Origin of the sequence: Streptococcus oralis subsp. oralis (assembly GCF_002096455.1) — a bacterium.
Classification (GTDB): Bacteria; Bacillota; Bacilli; order Lactobacillales; family Streptococcaceae; genus Streptococcus; species Streptococcus oralis_CY.
This window is the reverse complement of record NZ_NCUL01000008.1, coordinates 563,504-584,101: the sequence shown is the minus strand read 5'-3', so window position 1 is coordinate 584,101 and position 20,598 is coordinate 563,504. Positions and strand designations below refer to the sequence as shown.

General features: G+C 42.2%; 17 protein-coding genes and 1 other annotated feature. All 17 genes read right to left on the bottom strand.

What is annotated here, in order from left to right; genetic code table 11:
- Positions 1-31: 31 nt before the first annotated feature.
- The gene (locus tag B7720_RS07375) at positions 32-361 is read right to left on the bottom strand and encodes a metal-sulfur cluster assembly factor (protein ID WP_000331930.1); all 330 of its coding nucleotides are present in this window, start codon (positions 359-361) and stop codon (positions 32-34) included.
- A 13-nt stretch (positions 362-374) separates the two neighbouring features.
- The gene (gene rpoD / locus B7720_RS07370; protein WP_000201892.1) at positions 375-1,484 is read right to left on the bottom strand and encodes an RNA polymerase sigma factor RpoD; all 1,110 of its coding nucleotides are present in this window, start codon (positions 1,482-1,484) and stop codon (positions 375-377) included.
- Between the two features lie 2 nt (positions 1,485-1,486).
- Complete coding sequence (dnaG, locus tag B7720_RS07365; protein WP_084857328.1) at positions 1,487-3,247, bottom strand: DNA primase; 1,761 nt, start codon at positions 3,245-3,247, stop codon at positions 1,487-1,489.
- A 195-nt stretch (positions 3,248-3,442) separates the two neighbouring features.
- Positions 3,443-4,201 carry an ABC transporter ATP-binding protein gene (locus tag B7720_RS07360; protein ID WP_000125419.1) on the bottom strand — a complete coding sequence of 253 codons (759 nt, stop codon included), beginning with the start codon at positions 4,199-4,201 and terminating at the stop codon, positions 3,443-3,445.
- Complete coding sequence (locus B7720_RS07355) at positions 4,198-5,064, bottom strand: ABC transporter permease (RefSeq protein ID WP_084857326.1); 867 nt, start codon at positions 5,062-5,064, stop codon at positions 4,198-4,200. Before B7720_RS07355 ends, B7720_RS07360 begins: the two co-directional genes overlap by 4 nt.
- 65 nt (positions 5,065-5,129) lie before the next feature.
- Positions 5,130-6,125 carry a tryptophan ABC transporter substrate-binding protein gene (trpX, locus tag B7720_RS07350; protein WP_084857324.1) on the bottom strand — a complete coding sequence of 332 codons (996 nt, stop codon included), beginning with the start codon at positions 6,123-6,125 and terminating at the stop codon, positions 5,130-5,132.
- A 118-nt stretch (positions 6,126-6,243) separates the two neighbouring features.
- Positions 6,244-6,458 (bottom strand) — a binding site (T-box leader).
- Between the two features lie 96 nt (positions 6,459-6,554).
- The gene (gene ppc, locus B7720_RS07345; protein WP_084857321.1) at positions 6,555-9,251 is read right to left on the bottom strand and encodes a phosphoenolpyruvate carboxylase; all 2,697 of its coding nucleotides are present in this window, start codon (positions 9,249-9,251) and stop codon (positions 6,555-6,557) included.
- Positions 9,252-9,274: 23 nt separating this feature from the next.
- Entirely contained in the window at positions 9,275-10,498 is a 1,224-nt protein-coding gene (gene ftsW / locus B7720_RS07340; protein ID WP_000703343.1) for a cell division peptidoglycan polymerase FtsW, read from the bottom strand.
- A gap of 187 nt (positions 10,499-10,685) precedes the next feature.
- Positions 10,686-11,627, bottom strand: a complete 942-nt coding sequence (prsA, locus tag B7720_RS07335; protein WP_000728080.1) for a peptidylprolyl isomerase PrsA — start codon at positions 11,625-11,627, stop codon at positions 10,686-10,688.
- 67 nt (positions 11,628-11,694) lie between these two features.
- The gene (locus tag B7720_RS07330) at positions 11,695-12,408 is read right to left on the bottom strand and encodes an O-methyltransferase (protein WP_083303894.1); all 714 of its coding nucleotides are present in this window, start codon (positions 12,406-12,408) and stop codon (positions 11,695-11,697) included.
- A gap of 1 nt (position 12,409) precedes the next feature.
- Positions 12,410-14,212 carry an oligoendopeptidase F gene (gene pepF / locus B7720_RS07325; RefSeq protein WP_084857319.1) on the bottom strand — a complete coding sequence of 601 codons (1,803 nt, stop codon included), beginning with the start codon at positions 14,210-14,212 and terminating at the stop codon, positions 12,410-12,412.
- Positions 14,213-14,230: 18 nt separating this feature from the next.
- Entirely contained in the window at positions 14,231-15,187 is a 957-nt protein-coding gene (locus B7720_RS07320) for a competence protein CoiA (protein WP_000495875.1), read from the bottom strand.
- 76 nt (positions 15,188-15,263) lie between these two features.
- Positions 15,264-16,412 carry a PDDEXK family nuclease gene (locus B7720_RS07315; RefSeq protein WP_084857316.1) on the bottom strand — a complete coding sequence of 383 codons (1,149 nt, stop codon included), beginning with the start codon at positions 16,410-16,412 and terminating at the stop codon, positions 15,264-15,266.
- 174 nt (positions 16,413-16,586) lie between these two features.
- A complete protein-coding gene (gene tehB, locus B7720_RS07310) occupies positions 16,587-17,447 on the bottom strand; it encodes an SAM-dependent methyltransferase TehB (protein WP_000413061.1) in 861 nt (286 codons plus the stop codon).
- A 14-nt stretch (positions 17,448-17,461) separates the two neighbouring features.
- The gene (gene smpB, locus B7720_RS07305; RefSeq protein WP_001051750.1) at positions 17,462-17,929 is read right to left on the bottom strand and encodes an SsrA-binding protein SmpB; all 468 of its coding nucleotides are present in this window, start codon (positions 17,927-17,929) and stop codon (positions 17,462-17,464) included.
- Positions 17,892-20,246, bottom strand: a complete 2,355-nt coding sequence (gene rnr, locus B7720_RS07300) for a ribonuclease R (RefSeq protein ID WP_084857314.1) — start codon at positions 20,244-20,246, stop codon at positions 17,892-17,894. Before rnr ends, smpB begins: the two co-directional genes overlap by 38 nt.
- 94 nt (positions 20,247-20,340) lie before the next feature.
- The gene (gene secG / locus B7720_RS07295; protein ID WP_000282517.1) at positions 20,341-20,574 is read right to left on the bottom strand and encodes a preprotein translocase subunit SecG; all 234 of its coding nucleotides are present in this window, start codon (positions 20,572-20,574) and stop codon (positions 20,341-20,343) included.
- Positions 20,575-20,598 lie beyond the last annotated feature (24 nt).

Below are 20,598 nucleotides of genomic sequence, written 5' to 3'. Positions count from 1 at the left end.
TTTCCAATCGTCTCTCATATTTTTCTACTGTTTATTTAATTCCTAGGGCGATACGTGCATAGCGACTCATTTTTTCAACCGTCCAAGCTGGATACCAAACCAATTTAACTTCGGTATTGGTTACCTCAGGCACATCTGTCATCGCATCGTGTATTTGGTCTGTCAAAAGGTCAGCCAGTGGGCAGCCCATAGTTGTCAAGGTCATATCAATTTCAGTATGACCTGTTTCACCATCAAATCGAATTTCATAAATCAAACCTAGGTTGACAATATCAATCCCCAACTCAGGGTCGATGACTTCTTCCAAGGCGTTTAAAATACGTGTTTTGATCGTTTCAATTTGCTCTTCTGTATAAGCCATGTTCATCCTCACTCTAATCTTCAATAAAATCTCGAAGCGGTTTGCTGCGACTTGGTTGGCGCAATTTTCTCAAAGCCTTGGCCTCGATCTGACGGATACGTTCACGAGTTACGTTAAAGACTTTACCAACATCTTCAAGAGTACGCATTTTCCCATCGTCCAAACCGAAACGAAGGCGCAGAACGTTTTCTTCACGGTCTGTGAGAGTATCCAAGACTTCATCCAACTGCTCACGCAAGACGATACGAGTTGTATAATCCACTGGATTTTCAATTACTTCGTCTTCGATAAAGTCCCCAAGATGGCTATCGTCCTCTTCACCAATCGGTGTTTCAAGTGATACTGGTTCTTGAGCGATTTTCAAGATTTCACGCACCTTGTCAGGTGTCATATCCATACGCTCAGCGATTTGTTCAGGAGTTGGATCTTGACCCAATTCTTGAAGGAGATTCCGCTGTTCACGGACAAGCTTGTTAATGGTTTCAACCATGTGGACAGGGATACGAATAGTGCGGGCCTGGTCAGCAATGGCACGGGTAATCGCCTGACGAATCCACCAAGTTGCGTAAGTTGAAAACTTAAATCCTTTTGAATAGTCAAACTTGTCAACAGCCTTCATCAAGCCCATGTTTCCTTCTTGGATCAAGTCAAGAAACTGCATGCCACGCCCTACGTAGCGTTTAGCGATGGAAACCACCAAACGAAGGTTGGCTTCCGCAAGACGTTGTTTGGCTTCGATATCACCAGCCTCAACTGCTAGGGCCAATTCTTTTTCCTCTTCGTTGGTCAAGAGAGGAACAACCCCGATTTCCTTCAAATACATACGGACTGGGTCATTAACCTTGGCAGAAGTTGAGCCAATCAAGTCCTCATCACTGAGTTCTGGTTCTTCTTCTGCACTAAGCACACGTGCACTTGGATTTCCTTCGTTGTCTGTGATAGAAATTCCAGCATCCTGAATCCGTTGCAAAAGGTCTTCAATGCCGTCTGCATCGAGGGTGAAAGGAATAACCAGACTTGAATTGATTTCATCATCTGTTGCTGTTCCTGTTTTTTTGTGGTTACGGATAAAGTCTGCTACTTGCACATCAAATGTGGTCACTTCTTTTTGTTTTGTTGCCATTATTACTCCATTCTTCTCTTTTGGGAAATCAATCGTTGCAATTCTTCCAAGGCTGTGTCTGTATCTCCTACATGACTAGCTTCCTGCACTTTCTTTTTAATTCTTAAGTTGTCCTTGCTGAGGAGGGCACGATTTCGAGTCGCTTCGACTTCCACTAGCTCTTGAGGCAACATCTCAGCTGGCAAATCCAGACTAAGCACGTGGTACCAAGCATTTTCAACCTCAGGCGTCTGATGAGACAGTTCCTCTGAACCGATTTCTCCCTCTGCACTTAATAATTCGTAAAGAATTTGAAATTCTGGGGTATCAAAGAAAAAATCTTCTCTTAATCGGTAGTCATTTAGAACAACTGGATTCTCAGCCATCCTATAGAGGAGATGAGCCTCTGCTCTCATGACTGCCGTCAGTTGCCGCGTTACAGGTAAACTAATCGCTGCTGGAGGTTGCTCCTCTTTGACTCTTTCCTGCCTCTGAACAATGCGACTTTCATTTACAATCTGCTCCACCTGCTGGTAATCAAAGGAAGGGAGATTATCTGCTAGAATGTGGATATAAGAATTCTGGGCAGTGATAGACTTTTCTTTGGCGATTAGGGGCGCAATCTTTTCAATGAATTCAATTTGCGCCTGTAAGTTATCACTATTTTCAGGCTTTAGCTGGTGAATATAGAACTCTATAGGACTAATCCGAGTCTTGGTTAAAAGGTAAGCCAGGTCTTCAGCAGAATTCTTTTGCAAATACTCATCTGGGTCCATGGCATCAGGTACTCGAACAACCTCAACTGAGAAGTCTTTTAACTCCTCTAGAGCCTTGGCTGTTGCTGCCTGCCCTGCCTTGTCACCATCATAGCTGAGAACAATTTTTTTGGTAAAGCGTTTAAGGTGGTCAACATGCTCCTTGCTTAAGGCTGTTCCCATGGAAGCTACAGCATTTTCTATACCAGCACGGTAGGCTGCAATCACATCCATGAAGCCTTCCATCAGATAGAGCTCTGTAATCTTACCTGTTCCCTTTTTTGCCTTGTCCAAATGATACAATTCGTAACTCTTGTTAAAAATTGCAGTCGAGCGACTATTTTTATATTTGGCAGTCTGACTATCCGTTTCTTGCCAGATACGACCTGAAAAGGCAATAACCTGTCCCTTGTCATTGGTCAAAGGAAAGATGATCCGTCCAAAAAAAGTATCATAAAATTGATTACCATCTGACAGATAGAACAAGCCCGAATCCAATAAATCCTTTTCCTCAAACTTGTCAGCCAAACGTTGATAGAGATAGGTTCTCTCTGCTGGCGCCAGTCCAATCTGGAAATGCTTCAAAACATCATCCGTCAAGCCTCGTTTATATAGATAAGCCCTTGCTTCTTCTCCCATCTTGGTCGTCATGAGGATGGCATGGTAAAAACGGGCAGCTTCTTCATGCATATCATATAGAGCTTGATGAGGGGAAGCTTGTTGGGGACGAGACTGGACAGGCATGGCCAGTTGAATACCGACGCGCTCTCCTAAGAGCTGAACGGCTTCCATGAAGGACACGCCTTGGTATTCTTCGATAAACTTAAAGACATCTCCTGAACGACCACAGCCAAAACAGTGATAAAACTGCTTGTCCTCAACTACGTTGAAAGAGGGGGTCTTTTCACCATGAAAAGGACAGAGCCCTAAATAGTTCCGTCCAGCCTTCTGTAAAGAAATCACATCACCTATGACTTCCACAATGTTGGCATTGTTTTTGATTTCTTCAATGACTTGCTTGTCAACCATACACAATACCTCCATCTTATCATAGTTTCACGTAAACTAGTATAGCTTATTTCTGAAAAAAAGTAAACCATTTCATACGCTTTCCGGAATTCTCTTTGCTATATTTTTCCAGATTGAAATGGAAGATAAAAAACTCAGAAACACTTTCAGGATTCTAAGTTTTTCTTCACTATTTTTGATGATAATTTAACTCATCTATTCAAATAATTGATAATAGTCTGAGATCTTCATCTTAGCTTTTTCTTCTTTATTGAGGTCTTGGATGATTCGGCCTTCCTTCATGACTATCAGACGATTGCCATACTTTAGTGCATCTTCCATATGGTGGGTAATCATCAAGGCTGTCAGATGATCCTTGCTAACAAAGTCATCTGTTAACTCCATCAAGGCCACACTGGTCTTTGGGTCAAGAGCTGCTGTGTGTTCATCCAACAAGAGCAACTCTGGTCGCTTCAAGGTTGCCATCAAGAGACTCAAGGCCTGACGTTGACCGCCTGATAAAAATTCAATCGGAGTATCTAGATGCTTTTCAAGACCATTTCCCACTTTTTCAATGGTAGCCTGAAACTCTTCTCTATGGCTTGAAAGTCTCCTGGGAAGGAGTCCTCTCTTCTCACCACGAAACTTGGCAATCAAGAGATTTTCCGCCACCGTCATACGGGGAGCCGTACCCATCTTTGGATCCTGAAAAACACGAGACAAGTACTTAGCCCGCTTTTCAGGTGAAAAATGCGTCACATCCTCGCCCATGATACGGATACTTCCACTTGTTAAGGGCAAGGTACCTGCAATAGTGTTAAAAAGCGTTGACTTCCCTGCTCCATTTCCACCTAGGATAGTAATGAAATCATGTTCAAAAATTTCAAGAGAAACATCATTCAGAATGATTTTTTCCTCGTCAAAGCCATTCGTGATGACTTTGGTGGCATTTTTTAATTCTACAATTGCTGTCATTTGCTAAACTTGACTCCTTTCAGGTATTTGTTTTTGAAGGTTGGAATCATGAGGCAAACCGCCAAAATCAAGGCGCTGTACAAACGAAGATAACTTGTATTAAACCCAAGAGCAATCACTCCCCAAACGAGGAACTGATAAGCAATAGACCCTACAACGATGGTCATGAGTCGCTCTGCTAGGGTCAAACTCTTGAACAAAACCTCACCAATAATCAAGCTAGCAAGCCCTACGACAATCACGCCGATTCCTCGAGAAACATCCGCGTATCCTTCTTGTTGAGCAATTAAGGCCCCTGCAAGCGCGATAATCCCATTTGAGAGAACCAAGCCCATGAGTTCCATACGTCCTGTATTGATACCAAAGCTACGAGCCATATCAGGATTATCACCAGTAGCGATGTAGGCCTGACCTAGTTTGGTATCAAGGAAAAAGAGCATGAGACCAATTACAAGAGCTACAAAGATTAATCCAGTCAGGAGTTGATTGAGATCCGAATCAAAAGGCAAGATATCTTGAATTTGCTTGGTCCCAAGAAGCCCCAAGTTGGCACGTCCCATAATCATGAGCATGATGGAATGGCAGGAAGTCATGACTAAAATTCCTGATAAGAGAGTTGGGATTTTTCCTTTGGTATATAAGAGACCTGTCGCCATACCAGCTAGACAACCTGCTCCTACTGCAGCTAAGGTCGCTAAAAATGGATTGACTCCCTGTGTTATCAAGGTTACAGCTACTGCTCCCCCAAGAGGAAAAGAACCTTCAGTAGTCATATCTGGAAAATTCAAAATTCGAAAAGTCATAAAGATTCCCAAACCTAAAATCGCCCAGACCATCCCCTGAGAAATAATGGATACTATCATAATCTTTCACTCATTTCTTTCTTTAGTAAAAATGGGAGGAGATGTGTCCAGCTCCTCCTTTATCTTTATTCAATCACTTGTCCTGCTTCTTTTAGAACGGACTCAGGAATGGTGATACCAAGTTCCTGCGCTAGTTTTTTGTTAATCACTGACTTACCAGTTGAAAAGACATTAACTGGCGTATCAGCTGGTTTTTCACCTTTCAATACTTTGGCAATCATCTTACCAGTAGCCACTCCAAGATCGTGTTGGTCAACTACTACAGATGCTAATCCACCTGCTTCTACCATGGCAGTGGCACTTGGATAGATTGGCTTTTTAGCTGTTTGGTTGCTTGAAACAACTGTTGAAAATGCGGATGCGATGGTGTTATCAATTGGAACCCAAATCGCATCGACCTTGCTGGTCATAACATTGACTGTTGAAGCAATTTCATTGGTTGATGGAACGGCAAATGTTTCGACTGTCAAACCTGCTTTTTCAGCATAAGCCTTGAATTCTTCAACTTGTGATTTTGAGTTATCTTCACTGCTTGAGTAGAGAGCTCCGAGCGTTTTGACATTTGGTGTGAGGGTTTTAATCAACTCTACTTGCTGTTCAGCTGGGTTATGGTCTGACACCCCTGTGATGTTGCCACCTGGTTTTTTCAAATCTTTGACCAAGTTAGCACCGATTGGGTCTGTAATAGCAGCCATGATAACAGGTAGGTCTTTTGTAGCACTAGCAAGTCCTTGAGCAGCTGGTGTTGCGATCCCAACAACAACATCGTTTCCATTAGCAACCAATTGTTTACTCATGGTTGCAACCTTGCTCTGATCGCCTTCAGAGTTCATAAAGTCGATTTTTACCTGGTCGTCCTTATAGCCTTCTTCAGCTAGTCCATCTTGAATTCCTTGGTAAATCAAGTCCAAGGATGGGTGACTAACAAATTGAAGGACACCAACCTTAGCGACCTTTTGCTCTTCCTTAGCTGCTGGTTTGTTCATTGATGAATAAATCAAGCTAGCCACCACCAATACTGCTAATCCAGCGACAATTCCAATCAAACGTTTATTTTTCATTTTTCTTTCTCCTTAATTCTTTTACCTTAACTTTTTAAATCACATCATCAAGCGATGCCATCGTTTAAATTCCAATATCTTTCCTCCCCATAGAAAAAGTCCTCACACAAAAAACTTGTGTGAGGACGTCGATGCGCGGTGCCACCTCAATTATAGGAATATTCCTATCGCTCCTTCTCGCAATAACGAGTTGCACTGTAAGGTGTGCTCACCGAATTTTTATGATTTCAAATTCTTAAGTACATTCAGCCCAATTTCATCAATTTCATCTATCTGCTTTCACCAACCACAGACTCTCTAAAAAATGAGCAAGATTACTTTCTGAATGTTTAAATTATATCATTTTTCAACTACTTGTCAAGCTTATTTTTAGAATTTTTTAAACAATTCAAAAACTTCCCCTTGAAAAAAGAGGAAGTTTGTAGAATATCAGCCTGAATTACGCAAACCAGTTGCAATTCCGTTGATAGTTGTATGGATCAGTTTTTCTTCGTCTGCCGACAATTCTCCGCGACGTTGACGTTTGATCAACTCCAACTGGATGTAGTTAAGGATATTAAAGTAAGGCATACGATAGTTTAGACTGTCTTTTAGGTAAGAGTTTTCTGCCAAGAGTTCGTCATAACCTTCGATAGCTAAAATAACGTCCTTAGTCAACTGCCATTCATCTAAAATAGTGTAGTAGATAGCTTGTACTTCTTCGTCTTCACAGAGCTTGGCATATTCAAAAGCAATATTCATATTAGACTTAGACAAGACCATGTCCACATTGGAAAGCAAAGATTGGAAGAAAGGCCAGTTTTGGTACATATCACGAAGGAACTCGATATTCTTTGGATCTTGATCTATAAACTCTTTAAAGCTGGATCCTACTCCATACCATCCAGGAAACATGACACGGCTTTGTGACCATGAGAAGACCCAAGGAATGGCACGCAAACCACCAATTTCAGTGATGGTCTTACGAGCTGCTGGACGCGAACCGATATTGAAGCTTGAAATAGCTTTGATTGGACTTGATTCAAAGAAATAGTCATAGAAATGTTCATTTCCAAAGACCAAATCACGGTAGATATCATAACTACGGTCCACTACTTGATCCATGATAGCTTCGTAACGATTTGACGTATTGATATCACTCTTCTTCTTGGTAATCATGCGGTTAATGGCTGCAGAAACCAACATTTCAAGGTTATAATAAGCAGCGTCTTTGTTTCCGTATTTATTTCCAATGACTTCTCCTTGCTCAGTCAGACGGATACGGTCCTTAATAGACTTGAGCGGTTGAGATGTGATGGCTTCATAAGTTGGTCCACCACCACGACCCACAGTACCACCACGACCGTGGAAGAAAGTGACCTTAACGCCAAATTCATCCCCAATAGCAGTCAGTTGTTGTTGAGCTTTATAGAGGGTCCAACATGATGACAGGTAACCACCGTCTTTGTTACTATCAGAGTAGCCAAGCATGATTTCTTGGTAGTTGTCTTTTGAAGCAATCCATTTTTTAGCCAAAGGTAGAGAGAAATATCTTCTCATAGTCTCTTCTGAGTGATCCAAGTCTTCGATTGTTTCAAAGAGGGGAACAATCTGAACACGCGCTTTTTGGGCATCTACCAAGCCTACTTCCTTGAGCATGATTGCTAGCTCTAGCATATCTGATACACTGGTTGCATGTGAGATAATGGTTTGACGAATGACATTTTCACCCAGTTTATCCTTCAACTTGCGGGCAGCTTTAAAGATAGACAGTTCCTTCTCAAGAAGTTCTGACTTTTCAGCATGAGTGGCTGAGAGGATACGAGGATCTTCTTCCAACTCTTTTAAGAGAAGGCTACATTTTTCGTCTTCAGACAGATCGCTATAGTGATCGTTGATACCAGCTGATGCTAACAATTCAGCCACACAGGCTTCGTGAACGCTAGAATCCTGGCGCATGTCAATAGAGGCAAGGTAGAAGCCAAAGATTTCGACAGCTTGCATCAACTCGACAAATTCTCCAGAAATCAGGTATTCCCCTTTGTTTTCAAGGAGAGAGTCCCGAATGGCCAACAAATCTTGATAAAATTCATCTGCAGTGGCATATCTAGGCTGAAGTTCCTTGTCTTCAATGAGATAAGCCTTAGTTGCCTGCATCTTAGCTTGAATGTCAAAAAGAGCACGACGATAGAGTTCTTTTTCACGGTAAATGGAGTTATCTTGTGACTTCAGCGCCATCTCACGAACCTTGTCGCTGACATTCACGATGCTGGTTGACAGTGAAAATTCACGATAAAGATTATAAATCTTTTCATCATAGTAGTTCATGATGACTTCACACTGAGTCAAGGCTGATTTATTGAGGGTTTCCGCTGTTACGAAAGGATTTCCATCACGGTCTCCTCCGATCCACATCCCCATGGTAATCGGTTTTGGATGTTGGAGATCGATACCTTGTTCTTTTGCCATTTTTTTATACTCAGCTGTCAAACGTGGAACAGCATTCAGGAAAGAACTTTGGTAGTACTCCATCACGTTGGTGATTTCGTTGGTTACTTTCAATTTCTTCTCACGAATCATGTCCGTTTGCATGATAATTTCAATGTAACGACGGAGATCTGTGTGCCATTTTTCTTTATTAATCAAGCCGAGTTTGACATCACGGTACTTGCGCAAGAGCGTATGGATATGGTTGGTCAAATCCAGCATACTCTTGCGTTGTACTTGCGTTGGATGGGCGGTCAAGACAGGAACGACATTTAACTTTTCTAAAATTTCGGCTGCATTTTCTTTTTCAGCTACCATCTTAATCGTTGTAGATAGTTTTCCTAGATAGTCTTGGTCCACATTGTTTTGGTGATTGATTTCATAGGCCAAATCCACATCCTCAGAGATATTAATCAAAAGTGGAAGGATAGAGAAATAGCGTGAAATGTAAATCATTTCTTCATTCGAAAGACTGGTCACTAGGTCATTGAGCCCTTGATAATTCTCGCTAGTTGATAATTCCTTCAACTGGATAATCTTTTCAAAGGTTTCTGGCGCCAGCATATTTTTTGTGATATCTTCTAATAGCTCAGTCAGAATCAAGACTTCTTCTTGGACGACTGCTTTATTACTATAGTTTTCTAATTTTTGAAGAGACATATACTTTCCTTTCCATTCAATCCTTACAGACTTTCATCGGTTTGATTCTCGTATTCTCTGATAAGCTTGGCACGTTTTTCACTGGCATCAATGTTCAGTACAAGCGCGATGGCTACGGATAATACCAGTAGACTGTTCCCACCTTGTGAAAGGAAGGGGAAGGTTACCCCTGTAGAAGGAATCAACCCTGAAATCCCACCGATATTGACAAAGACCTGAACAAGGATCATCCCTCCGACACCAATAGCAACCATGGAGTTAAAGGGATCCTTTGCTCGAATACCAACCAAGATGATTCGCAAAATCAAGAAGAAGAGTAAAGCCAAAATCATACTAGCTCCTACGAATCCAAACTCCTCGATGACAATCGAAAAGACAAAATCCGTATGGGCTTCTGGCAGATAACCACGCTTCTCGATAGAATTCCCCAGTCCCAGTCCAAACCAGCCACCATTTACCATTGCATAGTAGGAATTTGCGAGCTGGTGTCCTGCACCTGCCAAGTCATTAAAGGGATTAAAGAAGGCACTAAAACGTTTAGCAACGTAACCAAATACAGGAATTTGAGAGAACTTTTCAACCCCAACAAAGCGAATGACAGACAAGACTAACATTGAGCTCCCTGCCAAGAGAGCCAAAATGGTCGAGAACCAACGATAGGCGATCCCACTAACCGTATACATGATGAGCGCCACCAAGACCAAGATGGTCGCATTTCCCAAGTCTGGGAAAATTCCCAAGCTACCAATCAGAACTAGCAGAACAAAACGCCAGTCGTTAAAAGCTCGAGGTAGCCACTGATTCTGTGTCAAAACCTGGAAGTCATAAACCGCAATCTCATCTTGTTGTTTTGAAAATCGATGTGCCAGGTACCAGATGATGATAATCTTAAGGTACTCTGCAGGCTGAATCGTTACAGGTCCTACAGAGATCCATCCGTATGCTCCATTGACAGGTGTCCCGACCAGTCGCGCCAGAGCTAAAAGAACCATCTCCACAATCATTACGATAAAGATGAGACGCCCATTTCTTAGGAAACCTAATTTTAATTTATAGATTAAGGCAATCAAAATCAAACTAGCTATCCAGAAGATCCCCTGGTTACGCACCAATTGAAAGGCGCTTTTCCCTTCTTCGATCAAGGTTGCACTCGTTGTCGAGTACACCACAATCAGTCCCAAAATCGATAAAAGGAAATAAGGAATCAAAATGGAATAGTTTAGTAGGTGCCTTTTACTAATTTTCATATTTCACCACTCTAATAGGAACAGACGCTTCTGTTCCCAATTCCGTTTTATTTTCTAGTTTTGATTGCTATTATACCACTTTTTCAGAAAGAAAAAAACTCTTATCCTTTAATCCTTCGAATTTTACTCATTTTCTAGTATCAGGTATAAAAAAACAAATCTCTTTTGAGATTTGTTTTTTGCTTACTTAGTTAGATGAAGAACTGCTGCTTGAGCTTGAGTCACCACCACCGATGTATTGGGTGAAGATGTTTTGGAAGGCTTGGTCTTTAACCTTGATGTTTGCTGCTTGCAATTCTTTACCAATTACTCCTTGAACAAAAGCTGAATCATTTTGTTTTTGAGTCAAGATGATAGTCTTCAATTTTTCTTTGTAATCCTCTATATTAGAAGATTTTTCTGTTTTCTTCGTTACTTTGATGATGTAGAACTGACTGCTATAGGCTTGTGTTCCAGTAGCTGTAATCACATCAGAAACCCCGTTCACATCCAAGGCAAAGGCTGCTTTCTTGACTTGTTCTGGAAGTTCTGTTGAAGCAGAGTCAAAAGTGATTTCTCCACCATTTTCTTTTGTTTTATCGTCATTAGAGTTGTCTTTTGCCAACTGAGCAAAATCTGCACCTTCTGCTTTAGCTTTCTCAAGTACTTCTTTTGCCTTGTCTTCATTATCCAAACGGATGATTTGAGCTGTTACATCTGGTGTGTAAGACTCAAAAGCTTTTTGGTAGGCTTCGTCTGTCAACTCACTCTCAGCAGCCTTTTTAACTGCTAATTCAACCAATTTGCTAGTGCGGATTTGAGCTTTACGAGTCTCAGGTGTCATACCTGCACGTTGAAGCACGCTGTTGTAGCTATCGCCGTATTTCTTTTGTTCTTCAGCAACAGCATCATCCACATCTTTATCCGTTACTTCTGATCCATATTGTTGTTCAAATACTTTTTGGATGGTCATATTGAGCAAGACTTGTTGTGCAGTTGGATTGTTCTTTACTTCTTCAAAGAATTGATGTTCTGTAATCACATCGCCCTTCATACTGATCAAATCTTTTCCTTCAGAACTGTTTGAACAAGCTGCAAGTGTTGCTACTGATAAAAGTGTGATGGCTCCTGCCATAAGTTTTTTCTTCATTTTTACTCCTTTTACGGTAAGTGTTACCTTATCTATTTTACTATAATTTCTTAAATTTTTCTGAAAATCATTCGCTCTCAGGAAGCTCTACTTCTGCTAGATTCTTTCGTAACATGAGAATGCCGTCTCCAAGCGGAACTAGAGTTGCTGTTAGACCTGGATTGTCCAACGTTGCGTCGAAAAGTCTTTGCAAACCACGGTAAATGGTGCGTTGACCTCGGCGGACTTCCATGATGTCCTTGGCAACATCTCCTCCTTGGAAAATATCATCCAAGACCACTACTCCACCAACTTCCAAGTGCTTGAGGATTTCAGGCAGAAAGACGATATACTTTGACTTGGCCGAATCCATAAAGACAAAATCATATGTTTCTGTCAAAGTAGATAAAACATCGACTGCATCTCCCTCTAAAAGAGTGATTTGCTGACGACTGTCAAACTGGGCAAAGTTTTCCTTGGCAAAGCCTATCATTTCTGGATTACGATCAATCGTTGTAATCTTGGCATCTGGCGCATGTTCCGCCATCAGGAGGGCAGAAAAGCCAATTGCCGTTCCAATCTCCAAAATGTTCTTAGGTTGCATAGTTTCCATAAGAAAACGGAAGTAGGCAACTGTTTCATGGGGAATGATGGGAATGTTCTCCTTGCGAGCAAAGGTCTCCAATTCTTTCAAAGAACCTGTCACCTGCTTTTGACGCTGCCGCATGAGTTCTACGATTTCTTCTTTAACGACGGGACGTCGCATATTGTGATTGGCATTTTTACTATAAGACTCTACCATCTTAAGCTAGTCCCAATTTTTCAACAAGAGCTTCAAACTCGTTCAAGCGACGTTCAAAGACTGCAAAGGCATCGTTAAGATAGTCTTCCTTCTCCATATCAACACCAGCTTTTCTCATGACATTGAGCGGATAGTCAGACTTACCTGCCTTGAGGTAGTCGATATAGCGGTCACGGTCTTCTTGACTACCGTGGACAATCTTCTCAGCCAAGGCTGAAGCAGCTGCAAAACCAGTTGAATACTGATAAACATAGTAGTTATAGTAGAAATGTGGAATGCGTGCCCACTCGTATTGGATCTGAGGATTGTCTTCCTTGCTGAGTCCGTAGTACTCTTGATTCAAGTCAGCGTAGAGCTTATTGAGGAAATCACTTGTCAAGACTTCTCCATTTTGGTCTGCTTGGTGGATGGCATGTTCAAACTCAGCGAATTGAGTTTGACGGAAGACTGTTCCACGGAAACCATCTAGGAAGTTATTGAGAATAGCAAAGCGCGTTGCATCGTCTTCCACTTCTTCCAGTAATTTCTCCGTCAAGATATTTTCGTTAGTCGTTGAGGCAATCTCAGCCAAGAAGATAGAATAATCTCCGTAAACATAAGGTTGGGTTTCACGAGTATAGCTTGAGTGCATACTGTGACCTGTTTCATGGACAAGGGTAAAAAGATTGTCTAGATTGTCCTGCCAGTTGAGAAGCATAAAGGCATTGGTATCGTAAGAACCACCAGAGTAGGCACCAGAACGCTTGCCTTGGTTTTCATAGACATCAATCCAACGCTCGCTAAAGGCACGTTTGACACGGCTCAAGTAGTCGTCACCCAAGACTGCCAAAGCTTCTTCTGCCTTTTTCAAGGCTTCCTCGTAGGTAAAGCTATAATCTACTGACGAGAGTGGTGTGTAGACATCGTACATCTTGAGGTCGGAAATCCCCAAGATTTTAGAACGAAGGTTAAGGTATCGATGCAAGAGTGGCAAGTGCTTGCGAACTGCTGCTACTAGATTGTCATAGACACTTTCTGGAACAAAGTTTGCTGCGAGAGCTGCATGGCGAGCACTCTTATAGTTGCGAACTTTTGCTCGGTAGTTTTGCACCTTAACATTTGTCTGCAAAGTCTTAGCGTAAGTGTGTTGGAATTGCTCATATGTCGCATAAAGGGCTTCATAGGCACCACGACGCACTTCACGGTTTTTAGACTCCATCAAACGGATGTAAGTACCGTGTGAGAGTTGCACTTCCTTGCCTTCGTCATCAAGGACATATGGGAAGCTAATATCCGCATTGTCCAAAATAGCGAAAGTTTCACTAGCAGCGCCAAAGATTTCTCCTGCTCCAGCAAGCAATTCTTCCTCACGTTGCGAAAGAACATGGTCTTTCTTTTGCAAGAGCTTGTCAAAAAAGTGCTTGTAAACTTGGAGTTTTGGTTGAGCTTCTAGGAAGGCCGCATACTGCTCTTCGCTAATCTCCATAAACTCAGGTTCATAGAATGAAAAGGCTTGTTCTAACTGACTGTATAGGGTCATTGCCTTGGCATAGTACTCTTGATACTTGGCTTCACGCGTGTCCTGGTCATTTTTCATATGTGCATAGACATAAAGCTTTTCAACTTGGCGTTCCAAGTCAAGTGAGAATTCTGTGATCTCAAGCAAACTGTCTGCGCTGTCCAAAAGATGTCCCTCATACTGAGATGCTGTTTGTACTTTTTCAGTTAAATCTTTCAAGGCTTCTTCCCAAGCCTGGTCTGTTGGGTAGATTGTCGAAAGATCCCATGTATCTTTTTCATTTATTTCATGTCGTTGTAATACCATAAGATTCCTCCATCCTTTCTATTTTACCACATTTTTTGAGAAATATAAGTGATAAAAGGCTGGTGGATAGAGCTTTTGGCGATTATTTTTCGGATTTTTTTGATAGTAAGCCTGAAAATTTCTATAATAGCTAGCCAAATCCGTTTCAATCTGCAAAAAATCACCTGACTCTATCGGTCTGACCTGGGGATACCAGTCGTCCAGTTGATGGTTTAATAGATTGTCTCCTTGATAATAAGCTTCCTCCTGCTTCTTCATCCAGTAAGGCGTTTGGTAGTACAACTGCTGGCGAATGTAGTGACAGATAGTGGAATCTTGCACAACTGCAAAACGAGGCAGTTTTTGTTTTTGATAAGGAAATCGTAGAATTTCCAAGAGATTTCCTTGGCCATAGGGAAATTCCTTGACCTGAAAATGAAGCTTGCCACGTAGGTCCTGATGCAAAAGATATTTGAGTCTCAAAACTTGCTTTTTGAAATCTAGTTCCCAAACAAAGAATCCCATATTTTGACTAAAATAGAGAAATCCCCTTTGCAATTGTGTAAGTCGCTCTTTTAACCAGAGTTTTTCTCCCAGTAGCCAGATAACTTGGTATCCCTGACTGCGGTAGCCTCGACTTCTATCGCCTAAAAGCTTTTGAGACAAGGAACTGCACTGAACCTCCAGAGCTAGTTTCTCATTGACGAGAACATCTGCTATCTGCTGAATCTCGGGCAGACTATATTCTAAGGCGACTTGATTGTCCTTCTTGACCCAATGATAAAGGGCCTCTTTATTTCCCAAGTGTTCTGGACTTTCATTCTCGAAAATAGCCATACAATCTCTTAAAGATTCATGGGCAAAATGCGACCGAATACTCTGTCCTTGGCGCAATCGTAGTCCGCCTCCACAGGCTGGACAAGTATAAGCTTGCTTGGTCACATCTTTTTCGAGAGCGTTTATCAAATTTCCCTTGGCATCTCTGGCTACAAACATGGTCTACCTCCTTTTCTCATTTATTCGAAAAAGAAGTAAAAAAGGCTGGAATTCCAGCCTTTCTTAATATTATTTCTTATCTTTTTTGTCTCTTAGAATATTTTTTTAGCATGGGAATGAGATTGGAAATCTGCTCACTTCTAATGACCAGCACGCCGTATTCTTGGCAGCGATTGGCATAAGCTGGATTGATTTTCCCCGTACAGACAATTAACTTGAGGCAACTCTCCCCAGCAAAATGATTGGCATAGACTTCTAGTTCGTTGATGGCTTCAACTGATAAATCTGTCATCTTGCAGGAGATAAAGGTAATCGAGCGGCCCTTTCTCAGAATGACATCAATCTCATTTTGAACATTGTCTGCCTCTGGAAAGATGCCATTCCAATCAATCTCACCTCCTATCATGCACTCATCAAACAGCTGAGATTCAAGCGCCAAGAGATAGAGATATACCTCTAAAATATGTCCCTTATTGCGGCAAAAGACTTGAGCTTCTTGACTTGGAAAGCTGTATGCTACTCGTTTCTTGTCCTCGCTTTCAATACAAAGCATCCCCGCTTCCACAAGTAAAGGAATAAGGGATTTTGGATAGTGATAATACCTGCCGTTGTTTTCCAGTATCTTTTCGGTCTCAGCATGCAGGTCATTGGTCTTAGCTAGAGAGAAAAATTGGGTCACTTGATACCAGTGGGCAGGATTGGCAATGGCAGAGCTGGCTAGCTTTTTGATGGCTGCAATTTGCTGAGCTGAGTGGATAGGGCGTTTGGATTTGAGGATTTTTCCACCACGCAAGGCTATCAGCTGCTGGATGCTTAGGGTTGGAATGTCCAAATCTTCTTTTTCTAACTGTCCGGCTACCCACTTGTATTGTTTTCCTCGCTCGACATCCATGGCAACGATGGGGAGGTCCCGATCCAAGCCGTATTGATAGAGAGATAAGGCTAGTAGCGAATCCCCACCAAAAACATCGAGAAGGACTTGGTCATAGCCTGCTAGACAATAATCTAACTGGTCCGCTAGTTGTTCTAAGGATAACTGACGAAAGGTCACTCGTTGGATATGAGGCACCTCATCCATGATAAACTGACGGAGGGAGAGCTTCTCTTCATTGCTTATTTTCGTCAAAGATAGAAAAAGAATCTCGTCACAATCACTGATAAAGGCTTGGTAGACATTCTTTTCCAATACATGCCGATCATACAATTCCACCAAAAGACTCGTCATTCGACCACCTCCATCATAAAGACTTTCTTGCGCTGAGAGTATCAGCAACACAGTTCTACTGCTCAGATTTCCTACTTCTAGTATAGCATAAAATCCTGCTCGCCCCAATCAACCAACGCAAACAAAAACGAATAGAAACTTTGCAAAGTGGTCTCTATTCGCTGGTATAGGTTTTTACTTGACTTTTTTAGCTAGCATAGTCGCAAAGCGTAGTTGAATGCGATTGCCATTTTCATCACGACGGTGCAGATGTCCTGGATTTTCATTATATTTGACCAATTCCCAATCCTTGTAGTAGTCCGCCAACTCCCCTTCTTTAAAGGTGAATGGGAAGTTAACCGAGCAAGGATAATCCTCCGTATCCATGGCACAGACGATGAGATTGTAGCCACCGACTGTGGTGTGCTCCTGCATATTTTGGATAATAGCTGGAATGCGGTCCGCTTGTAGGAACATCAGAACAACTGTCGATACGATGAAATCATAGTCTTGGCTAATGCTGGCTGAATTGATATCATAAAGTCCGACAGGCATGTCTAGATCCTCTTGCTCTACGATGCTTTGCAAGATTTCAAGGGACAATTCATTTTGATCCACAGCTGTCACATCAAAACCATTCTGTGCGAGAAAGAGAGAGTTACGCCCCTGACCACAACCCAAATCCAAGGCTCTTCCTGGTTTCACCGTCTGCATAGCCTCTAAGACTTCCGAATGGACTGGATTGGTCTGGTATTTCTTAGGGAAATAATCCTCAGGTTTACAATAAAATTCCAAGTACCACTCTACATCGTCTGTTGCAGCCTCTACTCGATGCCAGGCTTGCGGTTGTGCCATGGGATTGTCAGCTCCTGCCTCAAAGAGGTGCTCAGCTAGAACCTCACCATCTTCTGTTAACTCAATAAACTTGAGTGCCCCCTTCAAGACAGTAATTTTTCCCCAAGTGCCGACTTTAGTATTGTGCTTTTGCTGAACTGCTTCAGGCATGGTCTGTTTATTCCACAAGGGCATCCGTTTATAGGCAATTAGTTTTTCCATTTTACTTCCTCTTCTTAACGCTGGTTGACAGCTTTCATCACACGCGCGATGTCGCGGTTTTGTTCACGACGCTTGATCGACTCCCGTTTGTCATAGTCATGCTTCCCTTTAGCAAGTCCTAAAAGGAGTTTGGCGTAGCCATCTTTGATATAGACTTTAAGGGGAACAAGGGTCATTCCTGTCCCTTTGGTCTCTTGTTCCAATTTTTGAATTTGCTTCTTATGGAGCAGGAGTTTACGACGGCGTTCTGGTTCCTGGTTCCAGATATTGCCCTCTTCGTAAGGGGCAATATGAACATTGCTCAGCCAGACTTCCCCATTTTTTACTTGGGCAAAGCCATCCTTGAGATTGATTCGAGCAGCTCGTACACTCTTGATTTCAGTTCCAGTCAGGACCATCCCTGCCTCTAGCGTATCTACGATTGTATAGTCGTGGCGCGCCTTTTTATTTTGTGCGACGACCTTTCCCTCGCCCTTTGCCATGCTTGGCTCCTTTCTTAGCTACTTCCTTGTAAAAAGGTTTCTTACCTTTTTTCTTCTTGTCTTTTTGTGAATGCTTGCGCTTATCATTTGAGCGTCCTGATTTTCTCTTGTCTTCCTTCTTATCTGAACGACGACTTGAGCCACGACCTCTATCTTTGCGCCCAGCTTGTTTCAAACCTTTTTCGATGACATCAAACTCACTTGGGATATAAGAGAAGTCAATTTCACCTGTCATCTTATCGGCTCTTTCAACTCGAATGCGAATCTGCTGACCTACACGGAAAGTTATGCCCGATTTCTCCCCACGGAGAGTCAAATCCCGTTCGTTGAAATGATAAAATTCAGGTAGATTGGTAATGTGAATCAAGCCTTCAACTGTATTTGGCAATTCGACAAAAAGACCGAACTTGACAATGCTGGATACAACTGCATCGTACTCTTCTCCCACGTATTCTTCCATGTACTCAGCTTTTTTCATAGCTTCGACTTCACGCTCCGCCTCAATGGCACGACGTTCACGATTGGAAGACTGGGTTGCAATCTCTGGAATCACTTGTTCAAAATGCTCTGCTATTTCCTTAGAACGGCCGTAATCCCGAATCATTCGATGGACTAGAAGGTCTGGATAACGGCGAATAGGACTGGTGAAGTGAGTGTAATAGTTAGCGGCTAGTCCATAGTGACCGTGATTGTGCTCAGAATAGCGAGCCTGTTGCATAGAACGGAGAAGCATCATGGATAATACATCCGCATAGGGCTCTCCCTCAACCGCACGCATGATGTCTTGAAGCGCCTCCTGGCTAATCTCACTGGCAGTTCCATAAATTCGCAAGCCAAAGCTCGAAGCGTAATCAATAAACTTCTGAACTTTTTCAGCCTTGGGCTCCTCGTGAATCCGATAAATGAAAGGTAGGTCCATTTTACTAAAGTGTTCGGCAACCGTTTCATTAGCAATCAACATGAAGGACTCGATCATCCGCTCTGCAACACCACGCTGACGAAGAACGATATCAACTGGCTTGCCTTTTTTATCCACCAAGATCTTAGCTTCACTGGTATCAAAGTTAAGGGCACCACGTTTCTCACGCATGCTTTCTAGCCTTTCATGGAGCTTGGCCATGAGTTCGATACTTGGAACAATTTTCTTAAACTCTTGTCTCTTTTCCTCATCGCCAGCTAGGATGTCATTGACAGCGCTATAGGTCATACGGAAGCTAGTCTTGATAACTGTTTGGGTAATGGTGTAATGAACCACACGACCATGTTTATCAATTTCCATAATGGCAGACTGGGTCAAGCGATCGACTTGAGGATTGAGAGAGCAGATGCCATTTGATAAACGTTCTGGAAGCATTGGGACCACTCGGTCTGTTACATAGACAGAAGTCGCGCGGTTAAGGGCTTCCTTATCGAGTGCAGAACCCTCTGTCACATAGTAGGAAACATCCGCGATGTGAACACCGAGTTCGATATTGCCATTTTTCAAAGGCTTAATGTGAACTGCGTCGTCCAAGTCCTTGGCATCCGCGCCGTCAATGGTAAAGGTGATTTCATCTCTCAGGTCCAGACGACCTTCCATATCCTTTTGAGACGGAGCATCTGGTACACTTTCTGCCTCCTTGAGAACAGCTTCTGGAAATTCTGAAACAATATCCATGGATTCCAAGACTTCAAGAACGTCAATCCCAGCATCAGTCGAGTGCCCCACCACATCAAGGACACTAGCAACAAAGAAATCATGTTTCTTACTTGGGTATTTATCGATAAAGACCTTGAGAACCTCTGTCCCTTCCAACTTGATAGCTGGTTTCTTCACATAGATCGGTTGGCTGATTTTCTGATTTTTTGAACGGATGTAGCCCGCATACTTGGGCTTTTCCTGATCCAGAACGATTTGGCCGACAACTGTAGTCAGACTATGCTCTAATATATCAATGATTCTGGCTTCGGCAGCTGTTCCCTTGTTGCGGTCAGCAACTTTCTTAATGACTACCTCAACGGTATCGCCATCAATAGCATAGTTGACATCGTTTTTTCCTACAAAAAGGTCGTCCTCTTCGCCTTCTAGACTGACAAAGCCAAAGCCATTCTTATGGGCATGAAAAATCCCTTTGAGGGTAATTTCATGTTTCTTCTTTTGGTCCAGACATAAACTACCATCATCTTCAAAACGAATCTGGTGCTTTCTTTCCATCAGAGACAGAGTTTTAATCAACTCACGGAAATCCTTGGATCCATCCTTTCCGAGAGCCTGAGCAATGTCATTTACCGTCACTCGCCCCTTCTCTTGCAAATATTCTTTAATTTTATCTTTCATGTTTTCTTTCTAGATTTTTATAATTTTTTGAATGATAACTTTAGTAAACATCATTCAAAATAAAAATAGGCTAAGACCTAGTCTCGCCCATTTCTTATCTACTTGATAATACTGTCAATGCTAAGGCAATGGCTAGCCAGAAAAAGACTAAAATACCTGTCAAACGTTGCATCACAGCTTCAAAACCACGCGCTTTACTACGTTCAAACAAATCACCTGAGCTGGCATCAAATACATTGCTGGATTGGTTCTTGGTTGGTTGCATGAAAATCGCAATCACAATCACAACAGATAATACTAATAAAATGGTTAATAATAGGTTATACATATCAAACTCCTTAAAATCCCTATT